This window comes from Amycolatopsis sp. NPDC051903 (assembly GCF_044452505.1).
Lineage (GTDB): Bacteria > Actinomycetota > Actinomycetes > Mycobacteriales > Pseudonocardiaceae > Amycolatopsis.
In genome coordinates this window covers 16,014-32,742 of sequence record NZ_JBITBT010000022.1, presented here as the reverse complement: position 1 = coordinate 32,742, position 16,729 = coordinate 16,014, and the positions used below count along the sequence as shown (strand labels likewise).

Sequence of the window (16,729 nt, the reverse complement as noted above, 5' to 3'; positions counted from 1 at the left end):
GGCCGACTCTACGGCGGTCCTCACCCGGAAGTCAGCCCGTGGCGGTACGCGTAGCCGACCGCCTGCGCCCGGTCGCGCGCGCCGATCTTGCCGAGGATCCGGTTGATGTGGCTCTTCACCGTCGCTTCCGCGACGAAGAGCCGCTGTGCGATCTCGGTGTTGGACAGACCGTCGGCGATCAGGGTGAGCACGTCGACCTCGCGCGGAGTCAGGCTGTCTGGCGCGGGCGACGCCGGGCGCGGCGCCCCGGAGGTCAGCGCGTCGACGAGGTGGTGCTGCACCGCCGGATCGATCACCGCCGCGCCGCGCGTCACCTGGCTCAGCGCGCGGCGGATCTCTTCGGAACCGGCGTCCTTCGTGAGGTAACCGCGGGCGCCGGCCTGCAGCGCGTCGAGCACGGACCGGTCGTCGGCGTACGTGGTCAGCGCGATGACCTGCACCTCGCGGTCGTGGCTGCGGATGCGGCGCGTGGCCTCGATGCCGTCGCAGCGGGGCATGCGCAGGTCCATCAGCACGACGTCCGGTTTGAGCTCACCCGCCAGCTCGGCCGCCTGGTCGCCGTCGGCAGCCGTGCCGACGATCTCGACGCCCGGCAGCAGCCCGAGCAGCATCGACAGGCCGTCGCGGACGACGCGCTGGTCGTCGGCCACCAGCACGCGGATCACGCCGGGGCCCACAGGCTCACCCGGAACCCCGTGCCGGTCGGCGCGGCGTCGAGCCGGCCACCCAGCAGCTCGGCGCGTTCCCGCATGCCGCTCACCCCGTAGCCGTGGTCGCCGGGCGCGGTGCCCGGCCGGCCGAGGTCCTCGACGGTGAGCAGCGTGCCGCCCGGCTCGTACGTCAGCCGCAGGTCGACGCGGTCGGCTTTCGCGTGTTTGCGCACGTTCGTCAGCGCCTCCTGCGCGACCCGGTACAGCGTCAGCCGCGTCTGCGCCGCGAGCTCCGGCGCCGAGCCGCTCACGACGAGCCCGCACGGGATCCCGGTGTCGCGTTCGAACTCGGCGGCCAGCACCGGCAGCCGCTCCGGGCCCGGCAGGTCCTCGCCGCGCAGCGCGCCGATCGCCTGGCGCGCCTCGCCGAGCCCGCTCTGCGCCAGCTGGTGCGCACGCTCGACGGCGTCGGTCAGCCGCGGATCGGCTCCACTGTGGACGGACAGCAGGCGGGCGCCTTCGAGGTGCAGCAGGAGCCCGGACAGCGAATGGGCGAGCACGTCGTGCATCTCGCGCGCGAGCCGCTGCCGCTCGGCGAGCGCGGCCGCGCGGACCTGGGCCGCACGGGTCTGCTCCAGCTCCTCCGTGCGTTCCCGGAGCTTCCGGGTGTAGAGGCCGAGCCGGTAGAACGCCAGCATGCCGAGCGCGCTGAGCGCGGTCGGCACCACCGCGTGCGGCGCGCCGAACAGGCTCGCCCCGACGAGCGCCGCCACCCCGAGCCCGGTGACCACCGCCCCGGCCCGCGCGCTCATCCGCCCCGAAGCCGTGCCCGCCAGCAGGAAACCGCCGAAGAACCCGGTGCCGTTGGGCTCGAGCCACACGAGCGTCAGCGAACTGCCCAGCACGAGCACGAACAGCGCCACCTCCGCCGGCACCGGCAGGCGCCGCTGCGGGACGACGAGCACCGCGCCGCCGAGCAGCAGGCCCAGCAGGCCGAGCAGCACGCCGAGCCCGGGGCCGTGCAGCGCCGGGCGCGGTTCGGTCTGGGCCGCGAGCCACGTCAGCAGCGCCAGGACGAGCACCGCCACGGGACGGCGCCACCGGTGCTCGCTCGCGAGGGGTTCGGCCACCCGATCGACGGTAGCCGCGGAAAACGCGCCGGTCGTCAACCCCCGGGTGTAGATCAGCCGGAGGCCATACTGGCGGCCATGACCGAAACACCCACAACTGAAACGCCCACGACCGGGGAAGAACGGCACGCGTCCTGGCTCGAGCTCTTCTTCGACCTGGTGGCGGTCGCCGGCGTCGCGCAGCTGGCGCACCTGGTGCACGGCAGCACTTCGTGGGGTGACGTCGGGCTGTACGTGGTGTGTTTCCTCGCGTTCTGGACGGCGTGGATGTGCTTCACGGTCTACGGCAACGTCGCGAAGGGCGCCGCGCGGACGCTCCCGGTGCTGCTCGCGATGGTGGGCCTGGCCTTCATGGCCGCGTCGGTTCCGGACATCCAGGGGGAGCACGCGAAGGTGTTCGCCGGCGCCTACATCGGCGTGCGTGTGCTGGCCGACCGCGTGTGGGAGAACCGCCGCGGCGGGGTGCGGATCGTCGTGGACTGGCCGGTGGCGCAGCTGGGGTTCGGCGTCGTGCCGTGGTTCGTGTCCTTCTGGGTCGAGAGCCCGTGGCGCTACGGCCTGTGGGCGCTCGGGCTGGCGCTCGACCTGGTCATCACGTTCGCCGTTTCGGGCGATCGGCTCGTCGCCAACCTGACCGCGCGGATGGCCACCCGCGAAGGTCCGGTCCAGCGCCCGACGCTCGCCCGCCTCGACACCGTCCACTTCGGTGAGCGCCTGGGCCTGTTCACGATCATCGTGCTCGGCGAAGGGGTCCTCACGGTCACCGACGCGATGGCCTCGACCCCTGAATGGAACGCGCGGCTGTACTGGACGGTGATCGCCGCACTGGCGCTGCTCGCCACGCTCTGGGGCACCGCGCTGAACCGGGGCTTCGGCGGGATCCCGTACCTCGCCGCGGACGTACTCGGCCCCCGCCTGCTGCTGCCGCTGCACTGCCTGGTGGCCGGGCTCCTGGCCGTCTTCGCGGGTGGGCTCGGCGACGCCGTCGAGTCCGTCGACCACGGCCACGTGGCCACCGGGACCCGCTGGCTGCTCTGCGGCTGCGTCGCCGCGTTCGCGGTGATCGGGTCCCTCGCCGGCTTCGCCGCGGGCCGCGGGGTGCGGTGGGCGCTGGTGACGCTCGTGCCGGGCCTGGTCATCCCGGCGGCTCTCGGTCTGGCGGGCGACTCGCTGGCACCCGCCGGGTTCGTGTGGCTGCTGATCGCCGCGGCCGGCGCCGGGCTCCTGCGCCGGGCGGAGACCAAGACCGCCTGACTCCACCCCAGGGTGCACGCGCAAGTCCCACCCTGGCGCCGACGCGGAAGCTCCCTCGTCGCGGCCACGCTGAGCGGGTCCGCTTCACCGAACGGGAGGGCTTGCTGTGAAACCCGAACTGCTGCGCCGGCTGGTGCCGAGCCTCGTGGGGAACGTCGTGGTGCCGCTGGTGGTGTACCTGCTGCTCAAACCCGTCGTCGGGAGCGAGGTGGTGGCGCTGGCGATCTCGGCGGCGATCCCGCTGCTGGTGACCGTCGGCGGCTTCGCGGTGCGACGCCGGGTGGACCCGATCGGCGTCGTGGCTGTCGCCGGGTTCGTGGTGATGCTGATCGTGCTGGCGCTCACCGGCGGCAGTGAACTGGTGCTGAAACTGCAGGAAGCGGTGTTCACCGGCCCGGTCGGGCTCGTGCTGCTCGGGTCGGCGTTGATCGGGAAGCCGGTGCTGCTCCTGGTGCACCGCTTCACCGGCCGGGAGGCCGCGCCCGAGCAGCGGAAGGGCATCACGGTGATGACGGGGCTCGTCGGTGGCCTGCTCACCGTGCACGCGGGGGTGCTGCTGGTGCTGGCGATCTGGCTGCCGACCACGACGTTCGTCGCCGTCGGCCGGCCCGTCGGCTGGGCCGTGATCGCCGTCGGGCTGCTGGCCGTGCTGGGTTACCGCAACCGGCTGCGTGCGGCGTGAGCGAGCCGTGGGTAGTCACCGGGCACGCCGAGGTCAAGCGGCTCTTCGCCGAGCCGCTCCTCGAACCGCTGCCCGCGCGCGACCCCGCCGAGCACCGCCGGATGCGGCGCCTGCTGACCGGCGCGTTCTCCGTCCGGCGCATGGCGGGCCTCGAACCCGAGATCGACGCGCTCGCGCACCGGCTGCTCGCGGAGCTGACCCCGCCGGTCGACTTCCACGCGGCCTTCTCCGCTCCGTTCCCGGACCTGGTGATCCGCCGGCTCCTCGGCACCCCGCCCGGCGAGGACCTCACCGAGGTCGCCCGCTTCAAGCGCGCGCACCCCGCGGACGACGTGCTGTCCGAACTCGTCCGCGAGGTCACACCCGAAGAAGCCGCCCGCCACGCGAAAATCCTGCTGTACGCGGGCCACGTCACCACCACGACGGCGATCGACAAGGGCCTCGTGCTGCTCGACACGCACCCGGACCAGCGGGCCGCGCTGTGGGCGGACCCGGCGCTCGTGCCGGGCGCCGTCGAGGAGATCCTGCGGCTGCCGCTGAAGTCCCCGCTCACCGGCGGCCGCCCGCGCCGCGCGAGCGCCTGCTTCGAGACCGGCGGCCACACCGTGCGCACCGGTGACCTCGTGCTGCTGAGCGCGGTGCGGGCCAACCTCGACGAGACCGTGTTCGAGAACCCCGCCGCGTTCGACATCCGCCGCGACGCGCGCGGCCATCTCGCGTTCGGGCACGGTCCGCACCACTGCCTCGGGGCGCCGCTGGCCCGGCTGGAGCTGCGGGCGGTCTTCACCGCGCTGCCCCGCGTCCTGCCCGGGATCCGCCTCGCCGTCCCGCCCGGTGAGCTGGAGCGGCGGGTCGACGTCAGCCACACGGAGTTCGCGCGGCTGCCGGTCACGTGGTGATCAGTCGGTGACCGACGACAGGAGCTCACGCAGCGCCGCGGCGAACTTCGGCGCGTTGCGCTGCGGCGCGAGGTGCGCGCCGGGCACTTCGGCGAACGGCAGGCCCAGCTCGAGCGCGAGGATCTTCGCCGGCTGGTAGTGGTAACGGCCGCGGCTGCCTTCGCCGGCCACGGGCACGATCTCGGTGCTCGCTCGCCGCAGCGCGCGCAGGTCGGGCAGGTAGTCGAAGAACTCGGCGAGCTCGCGGTCGAACAGCCGCAGCCAGTCGGCTTCGTGGGGGAGCCGCAGGTGGGGCAGGTCGGGCAGCGCGGCGCCCGCGATCCCGTCGGAGAAGCGCGTCACGGCGCCCATGAGGTCGCCCGAACGGGCCAGCCGCACCTGTTCGTGCGCGGCTTCGAGCCAGCCGGTGGCGTCGGGCATCAGCTGCACGGCCGGCGGTTCGTGCGCGACGAGCACGGACACGCGGCCGGGGTGGCGCGCCACGAGGTCGAGGCCGATGAGCGCCCCGGCGCTGGTGCCGAACACAGGGATCGACCCGGCGCCGACGTGGTCGAGCACCGCCAGCGCGTCGTCCGCCTGCAGCGAAACGGGCACCGGGCCCGCGGTCGTGTCGGTGCTGGCGAAGTGGCCGCGGCGGTCGTAGGTGACCACGGTGTGATCCGCTTGCAGCTGCTTCGTGAGCGCGCGGTACGCGTCGGCGCCCCCGGTCCCGCCGGGGATGAGCAGCAGCATCGGGCCCTCGCCGCCGACGCGGACGGCGAGCTCGCCCTCCGCGACCGGGCAGCGGCTTTCCGGGATCATGCCTTGAAGTCAAGCACAACAGCCGTCGCCGAGGCGGCGCAGGATCGCCTCCGCGTCGGCCACGATCCCCTCGATCAAGTCCGCGACCCTCGGCAGGTCGCGCAGCAGCCCGGCGACCTGCCCCGACGCCAGCACCCCCGCCGCCGGATCGCCGTCGACGAGACCCGCGCGCAGCAGCATCGGCGTGTTCGCGGCCATCAGCACCTGAGCCCGGGTGCGGCCGCTGTGGCGCAACCGCAGGCCTTCGCGCACGAGTGCGCCCCACGAAAGCCCGGACAGCCGCCGGAACCGCGCCGCGTTCACGGCGGCGCGCGCGAACCCGGTGAGCGGCCCGGACTTTTCGAGCGCGTCGACCAGCTCCGTGCGCAGCACGCGGTGCGGCATCCCGTCGACCTTGCGCGTCACGACGGTGCCACCGAGGTCGCGGTCGAGGTACTGCTGCTTCACGGCGTCGGGCACGGTGCTTTCGCGCGTGAGCAGGAACCTCGTGCCCATCGCGATCCCGGCCGCGCCGTAGGCCCGCGCGGCCGCCAGCCCGCGGCCGTCGAAGAAACCGCCCGCGGCGACCACCGGGACGTTGACCGCGTCGAGGATCGCGGGCAGGAGCAACGTCGTCGCGACGCCGCCGGTGTGGCCGCCGCCCTCGCCGCCCTGCACCACCACGGCGTCGGCGCCCCACGCCACCACCTTCTCCGCGTGCCGCGCCGCCCCGACCGACGGCAGCACGACGATCCCGTGGTCTTTGAGCTTCGTGATGAGCTCACGCTTCGGTGCGAGCGCGAAGGACGCGACGCGCACGCCCTCCGCGATGAGCAGATCGGCGCGCCGGCCGGCGTCTTCGGCGTCGGCCCGGAGGTTGACGCCGAACGGGTTCACCGTGCGGCTCCTGGTTTCCTTGATCGCGGCTGCGAGTTCGTCGTAGGTCATGGTGGCCGACGCGAGGATGCCGAGGCCGCCCGCTTCCGCCGTCGCGGACACCAGGCGCGGGCCCGCGACCCAGCCCATGCCGGTCTGCACCACGGGGTGGCGCACGCCGACGAGCTCCGTGAAAGCGGTCTTCACGACGGGACTTCCTTGTCCCGCAGCGATTTCGGATCCAGCACCTCGCGCAGCAGCGCCAGCTCTTCGCCGGTGGGCTCGCGCGTCGGCCGCGTGTGCGCCGTGTCGAGCGGGAACGACGTCGCGGCGAGGACCTCGTCGACGGACACCCCCGGATGGGTGTGCAGCAGCCGGGGCGCGTGGCCGGCGCCGCCGAAGTCGAGCACGCCCAGGTTGGTCACGACGCGGTGGACGTCGTGGTAGGGCAGGGAAAGCGCGTGCGCGCGGGGGTAGCCGACGCCGGACACCACGTCCACGTGGTCCACGAACACGCGCCGGCTGTGCCGCGGCACCCAGTAGCTCGTGCGGTGGTTCACGGTGTTGCCCGGACCGCCGCGCACGCCGAGGAGCTGCTTCGCCGGCTTCGCGTGCGGGCCGATGGCGGAGATGTTCTGGTTGCCCTCGCCGTCGAGCTGGTTGGCGCCCATCACCACGTGCCGCTTCCCGTGCGGCACCACGGTGTCGAGCACCTTCCGGAACGGCTGCCAGCCTTCGACGCGCCCGTCGCGGTCGACCAGCTGCGCTTCGCCGTCGCTGAGCAGCAGGTCGGGTTCGAACGTCAGGCGCGCCAGCTTCGCGCCGAGCGCCGGGACGTACCCCATGGGGCTGACGAGGATTTCGCCGTCGCCGCGGAACAGTTCGGCGCACGCGATCACCGCGTACTCGGCTCGGGTCACGTCGCTCACGCGGCCTCCCCGGCGAACCGGGCGACTTCCCGTTGGTAGGCCGCCTCGTCGCCGGAGAGGAAGCGGTCGGCGAACGCGGGCCACTTTCCCGGATCCTTGGCCGAATTCGCGTAGTGGCGCTGGAAGTTCTCGTCGCGGCCGTAGTCCGGCACCGCGCTGGTGAAGTGCGCGCCGTGCGGGGTTTCGACGACGCCGTGCACGTTCGCGCGGTTCAGCAGCAGGCTCTGCACGGGGGCGGCGGCGGTGAGGTCCGCCGTGGGGACCACGCGTTCGGCGGACACGTAACACCGGTCGGCGGCCAGGGCGAACAGCTCGTCGAAGTACGGGTCGGGACCGAGGTACTGGGCGTTGCCGCGCGCGTCGGCGCGGTTGAGGTGCACGAGCGCCGCGTCGAGCTTCAGCGCGGGCACGGCGAGCAGTTCCTCTTCGCCGGCGTACGGCGAGCGGATCGTGCGCAGGTGCGGGTTGAGCGCGACGACGTCGGAGCCGAGGCCGGCCCGGGTCGGCAGGAACGAAAGCCGTTGCGCCGCAGCCGAAAGCGCGGTGCCGAGCACGCCCTCGTCGTACTCTGTCACCGCGAACGCGCCGGCTTCCCGGGCGCGGCCGAACCACGGGTCGTACGGGATCGAGTCGAGCGTGACGAACCCGAACACCAGCCGCCGCAGCTTGCCGGCCGAGGCGAGCAGGCCCACGTCGGGACCGCCGTAGGACACCACGGTGAGGTCCGTCAGCGGCGAACGCAGGATCGCGCGCACGAGCGCCATCGGCTTGCGCCGCGAACCCCAGCCGCCGACGCCGATCGTCATGCCGTCGCGCAGTTCGGCGACCACCTCGTCGGCGGTCGTCCGCTTGTCGGTCACGGTTTTCCCTCCCCGTCGAGGAACTTCTGCCGGGCGGCGCCGGACACGCCGGCGAGGTTGAGCTGGAAGGTGAAGCCCTGCTCGAAGCGGTAGCTGCGGTGCACGGGCTGCACGTCGATGCCGTTGATGGCCTGCTTCGCCGCGCGGATCACGCGCGGGTCCTTCGCGGCGATGCGGCGAGCCAGCTCCCGCGCCGTTGCGTCGAGGTCTTCGCGCGCAACGACGGCGTACACGGAACCGTGGTGGTGCAACTGCTTCGCGGAGATCGTCTCGGCCGTGTAGTACAGCGCGCGCATGAGGTGCTGGGGGACGAGCCGCGCGAGGTGCGTCGCCGCACCGAGGGCGCCGCGGTCCACTTCGGGCAGGCCGAACTCGGCGTCCTCGCTGGCGACGACGATGTCGGCGTTGCCGGCGAGCCCGACCCCGCCGCCGAGGCAGAACCCCTGCACGGCCGCGATCACCGGCACCGCGCAGTCGTACACGGCCGCGAACGCGGCGGCGCAGCCCTCGTTGGCGCCGATGAGCGCGTCGTGGCCGGGGTCGCGCTGGATCTCCTTGATGTCGACGCCCGCGTTGAACCCGCGGCCCTCGGCGCGCAGCACCACGACGTGGGTGGCGGGATCGCGCCCGGCTTGCGCGACGGCGTCGGCGAGGGCGAACCAGCCGTGCGCCGTCAGCGCGTTGACCGGGGGAGCGTCGACCGTCACCACGGCGACGCCGGGTTCCGGGGAGTGCGTGGACACGGTCATGGTCACCTCTGACGGGTTACAAACCTAGCACTTGCTTGGTACGTTAGCACGGCAACGGCGACGCGGCGGGAGGTCCGAAGTGGCACTGGATCTTCGGCTCGACGGTGCCGTCGTGCTGGTCACCGGCGGGACCCGCGGCGTGGGTGCCGGGATCGTGGCGAGCTTCCGCGAGGCGGGGGCGCGCGTGGTGACCTGCGCGCGATCCGGGGCCGGCGAGGACTTCCTGGCCTGCGACGTGCGTGAGCCGGCCGCGGTCGACGCGGTGGTCGCGGAAGTCCTGCGGCGGCACGGGCGGCTGGACGTGCTGGTGAACAACGCCGGGGGAGCGCCGTTCGCGGAGACGGCCACGGCGTCGCCGCGGTTCCACGAAAAGGTCGTCGCGCTCAACCTCTTGGCGCCGCTGGGCGTGGCGCAGGCGGCGAACGCCGTGATGCAGCGGCAGGACACGGGTGGCGTGATCGTGAACGTCAGCAGTGTCAGCGCACTGCGGCCGTCACCGCGGACGGCGGCCTACGGCGCGGCGAAAGCGGGGCTGGACAACCTCACGGCGACGCTCGCCGTCGAATGGGCGCCGAAGGTGCGGGTGAACGCGCTCGACGTCGGGATGGTGCGTACGGAAACCGCGCGCTACTCGGACGGCGTGAGCGCGACCGTGCCGCTGGGCCGGCTGGCGACACCGGCGGAAGTCGGGGCGTGCGCGGTGTTCTTGGCGTCTCCGCTGGCTTCCTACGTGAGCGGGGCGCGGCTGGCGGTGCACGGCGGCGGCGAAGCGCCGGCGTACTTGCGAGGGGAGTGAACGTGGGACTGGTCGACGGACGGGTCGCGGTGGTCACCGGGGCCGGGCGCGGGATCGGGCGGGCGCACGCGCTGGCGTACGCGGCCGAGGGCGCGCGCGTCGTGGTGAACGACGTCGGGGCGGGCCTGGACGGCTCCGGCTGTGAGGCGGGGCCGGCTTCGCTCGTGGCGGCGGAGATCCGCGCCGCCGGTGGGGAAGCGGTGGCGAACACCGACGACGTCGCCGACTGGGCGGGCGCCGAGCGGTTGGTGTCCGCGGCGGTCGCGGCGTTCGGTTCGCTGGACGTGCTGGTGCTCAACGCCGGGTTCCTGCGCGACCGGATGCTGGTGAACCTCGCGGAGGACGAGTGGGACGCCGTGGTGCGGGTGCACCTGAAGGGGCACTTCGCGCCGCTGCGGCACGCGGCGGAGTACTGGCGTGCCGAGGCGAAGGCTGGCCGGGCGCGCGACGCACGGGTGGTGATGACGAGTTCGGGCGCGGGGCTGCTCGGCAGCGTCGGACAGGGCAACTACTCGGCGGCGAAGGCGGGGATCCTGGGCCTCGCTTCGGTGGCCGCGGCGGAGCTGGGGCGCTACGGCGTGACCGTGAACGCGATCGCGCCGGCCGCGCGGACGCGGATGACGGAGGGGACGTTCGACCTGGCGGCACCGGCGTCGGGGTTCGACGCGATGGCACCGGAGAACGTGTCGCCGTTGGTGGTGTGGCTGGGTTCCCTCGAAGCCGCCGGCGTGACGGGCCGGGTGTTCGAAGTGGACGGTGGACGCGTGGCGGTGGCGGACGGCTGGCGCCACGGCCCGGCGCGGGACAAGGGATCCCGGTGGGAACCGGGGGAGCTGGGGCCCGTGGTGGCTTCGCTGCTGGCCGCCGCGACCTCACCCGAACCGGTGTACGGCGCTTAGTTCTGTCGGTGCCGGGTGCTTGACTGGCGCGCATGACCACTTGGCAGAGCTTCGCGGCGGCGGCTCCGTCGCTCGCGGACCACGTGCACAGACGTTTCACGGCCGGCGAGTCGCACGTCCTGGCGACCCTCCGCCGCGACGGCTCGCCCCGCGTGAGCGGCTCCGAAGTCGACTTCCGCGACGACGGGCGCCTCTACATCGGTTCGATGCTCGGCGCCGTCAAGGCCCGCGACCTGCGCCGCGACGGCCGGTTCGCGGTGCACGCCTACCCGGGCATCGAAGACGGCGGCGAGGGCGACGCCAAGCTCGCGGGTGTCGCGGAGGAGATCACCGCACCCGACGAAGTCGCCCGCCTCGGCGTGGACCCGGCGAGTCACCTCTTCCACCTCGACATCCAGGAAGCGGTCTACACGTGGGTCGCCGACAACACCCTCTTCGTCGAATCCTGGCACGACGGCGGCGCCTGGGTCCGCTTCGCCCGCCCGGACAACGGGCCGGCGGAGAAAACCGTGCTGGGCTGAGTTTTTCAGGGCCCGGCGAGGCTGCCGGTCGGGTACGGGTTTCGGCCGCGCCGGATTCGGGTGGGCGCGGACCCGGCCGGGTCCGGCGCGCCGCCCGCGGTCCCGTCACTGGGCCGGGTGGTTCAATGCGGGCATGCGTCTGGCGGAAGACCTGGTCGACGAGCCCGGCACCCTGCTGATCATCGGGCCGTCGAAGGCCAAGGTCACCGGCGGCAGTCCGCGCACGGCGACTCGCGCCGACTGGCCGGACGAGCTGCTCCGGGCCCGCGAGGAGCTCCTGCCCCGCTCGGCCGTCGACGACCGGACGCAGCTGCCCGCCTGGCAGCGCTACCACGGCCACTTCTACCGCCACGTCGGCGACGCGCTGCCCGACGCCGCGGCGTCCGGACGGCTGCTCATCCTCAGCGGTGGTTACGGCGTCGCGAGGGCGGACGAGCCGATCGCCTGCTACGACCGCAAACTCCACCTGCGTGACTGGCCGCCCGGCACGCTCGAGGCCGCGCTCCAGTACGAGGTGCAGCGGCTCGGCGCCCGGCGGGTTCTCGGGTTCGTGTCCCGGAGTGCGGACTACGCGAAGCTGCTGCGCCGCGTTCCGTGGGAGGTCGACGCCACCCTGGTCACCGTCGACTTCCACGGAGGTGGCGCGCAGGTCGAGGTTCCGAAGCGGCTCGCCCACGCCTTCGCCGCCGTGTGGCGGCGCGAACCGGAGCGGATACCGCCCGGCATCGTCACCGAGCCGTTGTCGTAAAGGGGCGCCCGGGCGGGCCCGCTCCGGAGGGCCGGTCAGGGCTGAGCCCACAGGCAGAACGGGTGCCCGGCCGGGTCGAGGTACACGCGGACGTGTTCCTGCGGCTGGAACTGCGCCAGCCGCGCACCGGCGGCGACGGCTTTCGCGCCGGCCTTCGCGAGATCGTCCGCCTCGATGTCCAGGTGGAGCATCATCTGCTGGTAGCCCGGCTTCGGCGGCCACACCGGGGGTACGAGTTCGCGTTCCAGCTGGAACGACAGGCCGGGCCCGCCGCCGGGTGGGCGGAGGGTGACCCAGTCCGGCTCGTCCGCGCCGAGGGTCCAGCCGAGGAGGGCTTGGTAGAACGTCGCCAGCGCCCGCGGGTCGGGGGCGCCGATCACGGTTGCGGTCAGTTTCATCGCCTCAGCGTAAGTCCGCCGCGGATTCCGCGGCGGGCGGAAACTCTGCCGTCACAGGCGTTCGATGATCGTCGCGGTGGCCATGGCGCCGCCGGCGCACATGGTGACGAGTGCGGTCGTGGCGTCGCGGCGTTCGAGTTCGTGCAGCGCCGTGGTGAGCAGGCGGGCGCCGGTGGAGCCGACGGGGTGGCCGAGCGCGATGGCGCCGCCGTTGACGTTCACGCGGGCGAGGTCCGGCTGGTGCACCGACTGCCACGAGAGGACCACCGAGGCGAACGCTTCGTTGACCTCGAACAGGTCCGGGTCGCCGATCGTCATGCCCGCCGACGCGAGCACCCGTGAGGTCGCTTGGACCGGGCCGTCGAGGTGGTAGTAGGGCTCGGCGCCGACCAGCGCCTGGGCGAGGATGCGGGCGCGCGGGCGCAGGCCCAGTGACCGCGCCCGCGCGGCGTCCATGATCAGCAGTGCGGCCGCGCCGTCCGAGATCTGCGAAGACGTGCCGGCCGTGTGGACCCCGCCTTCGAGCACGGGCTTCAAGCGCGCCAAACCGTCCACAGTGGTCTCCCGAAGGCCCTGGTCCCGCGTCACCAGCCGGGTCTCGCCCGACTCCGGGTCCGGCGCCTTCACCGGCACGATCTCCCGGTCGAAGTGCCCGGCCGCCCACGCCGCCGCGGCTTTCTGCTGCGAGGCGGCGCCGAACGCGTCCACGTCGGCCCGCGTCAGGCCGCGGCGGACGGCGATGCGTTCCGCCGCGCCGTACTGGTTCGGCAGGTCGATCGACCACGACGGCGGTCGCGGTGCGCCCACCGAGTCGCCCCGGTTCGCGCCGAGCGGCACCCGGCTCATCGACTCCGCCCCGCACGCCACGCCGGCCGAAATCGCGTCCGCGGCGATGAGTCCGGCCACCAGGTGCGCGGCTTGCTGCGCGGAGCCGCACTGGGCGTCGATGGTGGTGGCGCCCGTCGTCTCGGGGAGCCCGGCGTGCAGCCAGGCCGTGCGGGTCAGGTTGCCCGCCTGCTCGCCCGCCTGGGTCACCGCGCCGCCGATGACCTGCTCCACCAACGCCGGATCGACGCCGCCGCGTTCCACCACCGCGCGGTGCACCGCGCCCAGGAGTTCGGCTGCGTGCAGGCCGGAAAGCCGGCCGCCGCGCTTGCCGATCGGCGTGCGCACCGCCGCCACGATCACCGGTTCACCCACGGGAATCCCCTTCGCCCACCGTTGAAAACCACCTCAAAACTAGAACAGGTTTCAATGAGAAGCAAGGATCCCCAGCTGTCCCACTATTTCGATCTTCGCCAACTGAGCGCTCGTTCACCTGGTCAGAATCGGTAAAGTAAACGGGTATCACCAAAACGGGTTCCGTGAGTTAACACCGTATGCTCTACTGGATCGTAGAACGTGTTGCAGTGCGCGAATCACCGCCGATCCCGTGCTGGAGGCAGCCGTGGCCGCTCCGCTCTTGCCCGCCGGTTTCGACTTCACGGACCCGGACCTCTACGCGAACCGCTTGCCCCTCGAGGAGTTCGCCGAGCTCCGCCGAACCGCGCCCGTGTGGTGGAACCCGCAGCGCCCCAACACCGCCGGCTTCGGTGACGACGGCTACTGGGTCGTCACGCGCCACGCCGACGTCAAGGAGGTCTCCCGCGACAGCGAGCTCTACTCGTCGTGGGAGAAGACCGCCATCATCCGCTTCGACGACCGGATGACGGCGGAGAACCTCGACGCCAACCGCCTGGTGCTGCTCAACATGGACGCCCCGCAGCACACCAAGCTGCGCCGCATCGTCTCGAAGGGCTTCACCCCGCGGTCCATCGCCAAGCTCGAAGACACGCTGCGCGAACGCGCCGAGCGCATCGTCGCCGAAGCGCGGAAGAAGGGCGAAGGCGATTTCGTCACCGACGTCGCGTGCGAGCTGCCCCTGCAGGCCATCGCCGAGCTCATCGGCGTTCCGCAGGAAGATCGCATGAAGATCTTCGACTGGTCCAACCAGATGGTCGCCTACGACGACCCCGAGTACGAGCTCGAACCCCTCACCGCGTCGGCCGAACTGGTCGGCTACGCCTGGAACATGGCGGAGGAACGCCGCCGCTGCCCGGTCGACGACATCGTCACCAGGCTCGTGCAGGCCGACGTCGACGGCGAAGCCCTCGGCTCCGACGAATTCGGCTTCTTCGTGATCCTGCTGGCCGTCGCGGGCAACGAGACCACGCGCAACGCCATCACCCACGGCATGAAGGCCTTCCTCGACCACCCCGGGCAGTGGGCGGCCTACCGCGAGGCCCGGCCCAAGACCGCGCCCGACGAGATCGTGCGCTGGGCCACGCCCGTCGTGGCGTTCCAGCGCACCGCCACGCGCGAGACCGACCTCGGCGGTGCGCACATCCGCAAGGGCGACCGCGTCGGCATGTTCTACAGCTCCGCCAACTTCGACCCCGAAGTCTTCGCCGAGCCGGAGCGCTTCGACGTCTTCCGCGAGGACAACCCGCACGTCGGCTTCGGCGGCACCGGCTCGCACTACTGCCTCGGCGCCAACCTCGCTCGGCTGGAGATCGACCTCATCTTCAACGCGATCGCCGACGTCATGCCGGGCATCTCCGAGGCCGCCCCGCCGCAGCGGCTGCGCTCGAGCTGGCTCAACGGCATCAAGCACTACCAGGTCCGATACGCCTGATCCGCCGGAAACCGGCATGATGGCCGGGTGACCCACCGCGTGTGCGTCGACGTCGAGTTCGGCGTCCGGGTGACGAAACCCGGTCTCGCCGCGATCTCGGTCGCCGCCGTGCACGCCGACGCCGACGAGCTGGCCGTCACCGCCGCCGGCTGCCCCCGCGCCGCCGAGCTCGACCACGGCACGCGGGCCGAGGTGTTCGACCTCGCGGCGGGCGAGCACCTCGTCACCTACCACGGTGAACGGACGCTGCACCGCAGCTGCGCCGAACCGGTGACGCTCGCCGACCTCGCGCGCTACACCCGCCCGAGCCGCTACTGCCCGGCCGACCGCATGCCCGGGCTCGACCTGGCGCGGCACGCCGACGACCGCGCTCGCGTGCAAGCCATCACCGACCACGTGCACGAACGTCTCGAGTACGTCGCGAGAGCCCGCGAAGGCCGCGACGCCGCCGAAGTGCTGCGCGCGGGCGTCGGCGCCTGCCGCGACTTCGCCCACGCGTGCATCGCGCTGTGCCGCGTCGCGGACATCCCCGCCCGGTTCACCACCGTCTACGCACCCGGCCTGGTGCCGATGGACTTCCACGCCGTGTTCGAGGCCGGCGTGGGCGGCCGCTGGCTGGTGTTCGACGCGACCCGCCGGGCGCCGCGCCGGACGATGCTGCGGATCGCCACCGGTCGCGACGCCGCCGACACCGCGTTCCTCACCCCGCTCGGCTGCGAGCTCGAATTCCTCGGCGCCACCGTCTTCGCGACGGCCGACGGCGCGCTGCCGCCCGACGACCCGCACAAACCGGTCGTCCTGGACTGAATGCGGGTCCGGTGCGACAAACCCGGCCGCGGCTGGGTAGACAGTGACCGTGAACCGTGAATTGCCTGGGCCGAGCCGGTGGGCCCGCGCGCGTGCCCGGTACCGGTGGCTCGACCACCTCGCCCTCGCGACGAACCGGTACCTCGAGTACGGCGGCTACCACTACGTCGCGTCGATCACCTACTTCAGCCTGCTCTCGCTCGTGCCGATCCTGATGCTGGCGTCCTCGGCCGCGGGCTTCGTGTTGGCGTCGCAGCCCCAGCTGCTCGACCAGCTGCTGCACGCGATCTCCGGCACGCTCCCGGGCTCGCTCGGCGACAAGGCCGCGGACCTGCTGACGGGTTTCGTGGAGCAGCGCACGAGCGTCGGGGTCGCAGGCCTCGTCGTCGGGCTCTACTCGGGCTGGAACTGGATGAACTCCCTGCGCGACGCGCTCACCGCGATGTACGGGCAGAACCGCTCCGACCAGCCACTGCTGCGCACGATCGTCGTCGACGTGCTCGCGCTCCTGGGGCTCGCGGCCGCGCTGCTGGTGTCGTTCGGCATCACCGTGTCCGGCACGGCCGTCGGGCACTACCTGCTGGGCCTGATCGGCGTGGCGGACACGAGCTGGGGCCACACGGTGCTGTCGGTGGTGTCGGTTCCCCTGGCGCTGGCCGCCGACTGGCTCGTGTTCCTGTGGGTGCTCACGCGGCTGCCGCGCGAACGGGTCGGCTGGCGCAGCGCGATGCGCGGCGCGGTCGCGGCGGCACTCGGCTTCGAGCTGCTGAAGCAGGCCGGTGGCTTCTACCTGAGCTTGATCAGCGTGTCGCCGACCGGGGTCGCGTTCGGTTCGGTGATCGGCCTGTTGTTCTTCATCTCGCTGATCGCGCGCATGCTCGTGTACATCACGGCGTGGACAGCCACCGCGCGCGACGCACCGCCGAAACCGGTTCCGCCGCCGACGCCGACCGAGCTGCGGCCGGTCGTCGCGCCGAGGCACAACCCGGCCGGTCCGCTCGCGCTCGGCGCCGTCCTCGGCGTGCTGGGCACGGTGTTCGCGTTGCGCGGCCGGCGCCGGTCGCGAACCTGAGGAAG

The 16,729-nt window shown here is 72.8% G+C and carries 19 protein-coding genes; 10 read left to right on the top strand and 9 right to left on the bottom strand.

The window, feature by feature from the left end:
• Nucleotides 1–20: 20 nt before the first annotated feature.
• Both ACIA77_RS33725 and ACIA77_RS33720 read right to left on the bottom strand, forming a co-directional pair.
• Nucleotides 21–677 carry a response regulator gene (locus ACIA77_RS33725; protein ID WP_395890094.1) on the bottom strand — a complete coding sequence of 219 codons (657 nt, stop codon included), beginning with the start codon at nt 675–677 and terminating at the stop codon, nt 21–23.
• On the bottom strand, nt 662–1,780 hold the full coding sequence (locus ACIA77_RS33720; RefSeq protein WP_395890093.1) for a sensor histidine kinase: 1,119 nt from the start codon (nt 1,778–1,780) through the stop codon (nt 662–664). Before ACIA77_RS33720 ends, ACIA77_RS33725 begins: the two co-directional genes overlap by 16 nt.
• A gap of 78 nt (nt 1,781–1,858) precedes the next feature.
• On the opposite strand from ACIA77_RS33720, the gene ACIA77_RS33715 reads away from it, so the two are divergent.
• From ACIA77_RS33715 to ACIA77_RS33705, 3 genes are all read left to right on the top strand, one after another.
• Nucleotides 1,859–3,034, top strand: a complete 1,176-nt coding sequence (locus tag ACIA77_RS33715; RefSeq protein WP_395890092.1) for a low temperature requirement protein A — start codon at nt 1,859–1,861, stop codon at nt 3,032–3,034.
• Nucleotides 3,035–3,140: 106 nt separating this feature from the next.
• Entirely contained in the window at nt 3,141–3,716 is a 576-nt protein-coding gene (locus ACIA77_RS33710; RefSeq protein ID WP_395890091.1) for a VC0807 family protein, read from the top strand.
• Nucleotides 3,713–4,615 (top strand): cytochrome P450, encoded by a 903-nt coding sequence (locus ACIA77_RS33705; RefSeq protein ID WP_395890090.1) that lies wholly within the window; start codon nt 3,713–3,715, stop codon nt 4,613–4,615. Before ACIA77_RS33710 ends, ACIA77_RS33705 begins: the two co-directional genes overlap by 4 nt.
• Here ACIA77_RS33705 and ACIA77_RS33700 read toward each other — a convergent pair whose 3' ends face one another.
• The 5 genes from ACIA77_RS33700 to ACIA77_RS33680 are packed head-to-tail and all read right to left on the bottom strand — an operon-like array spanning nt 4,616 to nt 8,809.
• Nucleotides 4,616–5,416, bottom strand: a complete 801-nt coding sequence (locus ACIA77_RS33700; RefSeq protein ID WP_395890089.1) for an alpha/beta fold hydrolase — start codon at nt 5,414–5,416, stop codon at nt 4,616–4,618. It abuts the gene before it with no gap.
• 9 nt (nt 5,417–5,425) lie between these two features.
• Nucleotides 5,426–6,478 carry an NAD(P)H-dependent flavin oxidoreductase gene (locus ACIA77_RS33695; RefSeq protein WP_395890088.1) on the bottom strand — a complete coding sequence of 351 codons (1,053 nt, stop codon included), beginning with the start codon at nt 6,476–6,478 and terminating at the stop codon, nt 5,426–5,428.
• On the bottom strand, nt 6,475–7,200 hold the full coding sequence (locus ACIA77_RS33690) for a CoA-transferase subunit beta (RefSeq protein ID WP_395890087.1): 726 nt from the start codon (nt 7,198–7,200) through the stop codon (nt 6,475–6,477). The genes ACIA77_RS33695 and ACIA77_RS33690 overlap by 4 nt, the downstream gene beginning before the upstream one ends.
• On the bottom strand, nt 7,197–8,060 hold the full coding sequence (locus ACIA77_RS33685) for a CoA transferase subunit A (RefSeq protein WP_395890086.1): 864 nt from the start codon (nt 8,058–8,060) through the stop codon (nt 7,197–7,199). The genes ACIA77_RS33690 and ACIA77_RS33685 overlap by 4 nt, the downstream gene beginning before the upstream one ends.
• Nucleotides 8,057–8,809 carry an enoyl-CoA hydratase family protein gene (locus ACIA77_RS33680; protein WP_395890085.1) on the bottom strand — a complete coding sequence of 251 codons (753 nt, stop codon included), beginning with the start codon at nt 8,807–8,809 and terminating at the stop codon, nt 8,057–8,059. The genes ACIA77_RS33685 and ACIA77_RS33680 overlap by 4 nt, the downstream gene beginning before the upstream one ends.
• A 79-nt stretch (nt 8,810–8,888) precedes the next feature.
• Between ACIA77_RS33680 and ACIA77_RS33675 the strand changes: the two genes are divergently transcribed.
• The 4 genes from ACIA77_RS33675 (at nt 8,889) to ACIA77_RS33660 (ending at nt 11,773) form a co-directional block, all read left to right on the top strand.
• The gene (locus ACIA77_RS33675) at nt 8,889–9,605 is read left to right on the top strand and encodes an SDR family oxidoreductase (protein WP_395890084.1); all 717 of its coding nucleotides are present in this window, start codon (nt 8,889–8,891) and stop codon (nt 9,603–9,605) included.
• Between the two features lie 2 nt (nt 9,606–9,607).
• A complete protein-coding gene (locus ACIA77_RS33670) occupies nt 9,608–10,504 on the top strand; it encodes an SDR family oxidoreductase (RefSeq protein ID WP_395890083.1) in 897 nt (298 codons plus the stop codon).
• A 32-nt stretch (nt 10,505–10,536) separates the two neighbouring features.
• Nucleotides 10,537–11,025: a pyridoxamine 5'-phosphate oxidase family protein gene (locus tag ACIA77_RS33665; RefSeq protein ID WP_395890082.1), complete on the top strand. Its 489-nt coding sequence runs from the start codon at nt 10,537–10,539 to the stop codon at nt 11,023–11,025.
• A gap of 133 nt (nt 11,026–11,158) precedes the next feature.
• The gene (locus ACIA77_RS33660; protein WP_395890081.1) at nt 11,159–11,773 is read left to right on the top strand and encodes a hypothetical protein; all 615 of its coding nucleotides are present in this window, start codon (nt 11,159–11,161) and stop codon (nt 11,771–11,773) included.
• A gap of 35 nt (nt 11,774–11,808) precedes the next feature.
• Here the strand turns inward: ACIA77_RS33660 and ACIA77_RS33655 are convergent, their stop codons facing one another.
• Together ACIA77_RS33655 and ACIA77_RS33650 are read right to left on the bottom strand one after the other, a co-directional pair.
• On the bottom strand, nt 11,809–12,171 hold the full coding sequence (locus ACIA77_RS33655) for a VOC family protein (protein WP_395890080.1): 363 nt from the start codon (nt 12,169–12,171) through the stop codon (nt 11,809–11,811).
• A gap of 51 nt (nt 12,172–12,222) precedes the next feature.
• Entirely contained in the window at nt 12,223–13,371 is a 1,149-nt protein-coding gene (locus ACIA77_RS33650) for a steroid 3-ketoacyl-CoA thiolase (protein WP_395890079.1), read from the bottom strand.
• 247 nt (nt 13,372–13,618) lie between these two features.
• Here ACIA77_RS33650 and ACIA77_RS33645 point away from each other — a divergent pair, with 247 nt between their 5' ends.
• From ACIA77_RS33645 to ACIA77_RS33635, 3 genes are read left to right on the top strand one after another with little or no spacing between them, the layout of a single operon-like run.
• Complete coding sequence (locus ACIA77_RS33645) at nt 13,619–14,845, top strand: cytochrome P450 (RefSeq protein ID WP_395890078.1); 1,227 nt, start codon at nt 13,619–13,621, stop codon at nt 14,843–14,845.
• A 27-nt stretch (nt 14,846–14,872) separates the two neighbouring features.
• Nucleotides 14,873–15,652 carry a transglutaminase family protein gene (locus tag ACIA77_RS33640; protein ID WP_395890077.1) on the top strand — a complete coding sequence of 260 codons (780 nt, stop codon included), beginning with the start codon at nt 14,873–14,875 and terminating at the stop codon, nt 15,650–15,652.
• A 49-nt stretch (nt 15,653–15,701) separates the two neighbouring features.
• Entirely contained in the window at nt 15,702–16,724 is a 1,023-nt protein-coding gene (locus ACIA77_RS33635; RefSeq protein ID WP_395890076.1) for a YhjD/YihY/BrkB family envelope integrity protein, read from the top strand.
• The last annotated feature ends 5 nt before the right edge of the window (nt 16,725–16,729 follow it).

Excerpts from the sequence above, each read along its gene's own strand:
- ACIA77_RS33715 (WP_395890092.1), top strand. The coding sequence starts at position 1,859 with ATGACCGAAACACCCACAACTGAAACGCCCACGACCGGGGAAGAACGG.
- ACIA77_RS33700 (WP_395890089.1), bottom strand. The coding sequence starts at position 5,416 with ATGATCCCGGAAAGCCGCTGCCCGGTCGCGGAGGGCGAGCTCGCCGTC.
- ACIA77_RS33680 (WP_395890085.1), bottom strand. The coding sequence starts at position 8,809 with ATGACCGTGTCCACGCACTCCCCGGAACCCGGCGTCGCCGTGGTGACG.
- ACIA77_RS33665 (WP_395890082.1), top strand. The coding sequence starts at position 10,537 with ATGACCACTTGGCAGAGCTTCGCGGCGGCGGCTCCGTCGCTCGCGGAC.
- ACIA77_RS33660 (WP_395890081.1), top strand. The coding sequence starts at position 11,159 with ATGCGTCTGGCGGAAGACCTGGTCGACGAGCCCGGCACCCTGCTGATC.
- ACIA77_RS33655 (WP_395890080.1), bottom strand. The coding sequence starts at position 12,171 with ATGAAACTGACCGCAACCGTGATCGGCGCCCCCGACCCGCGGGCGCTG.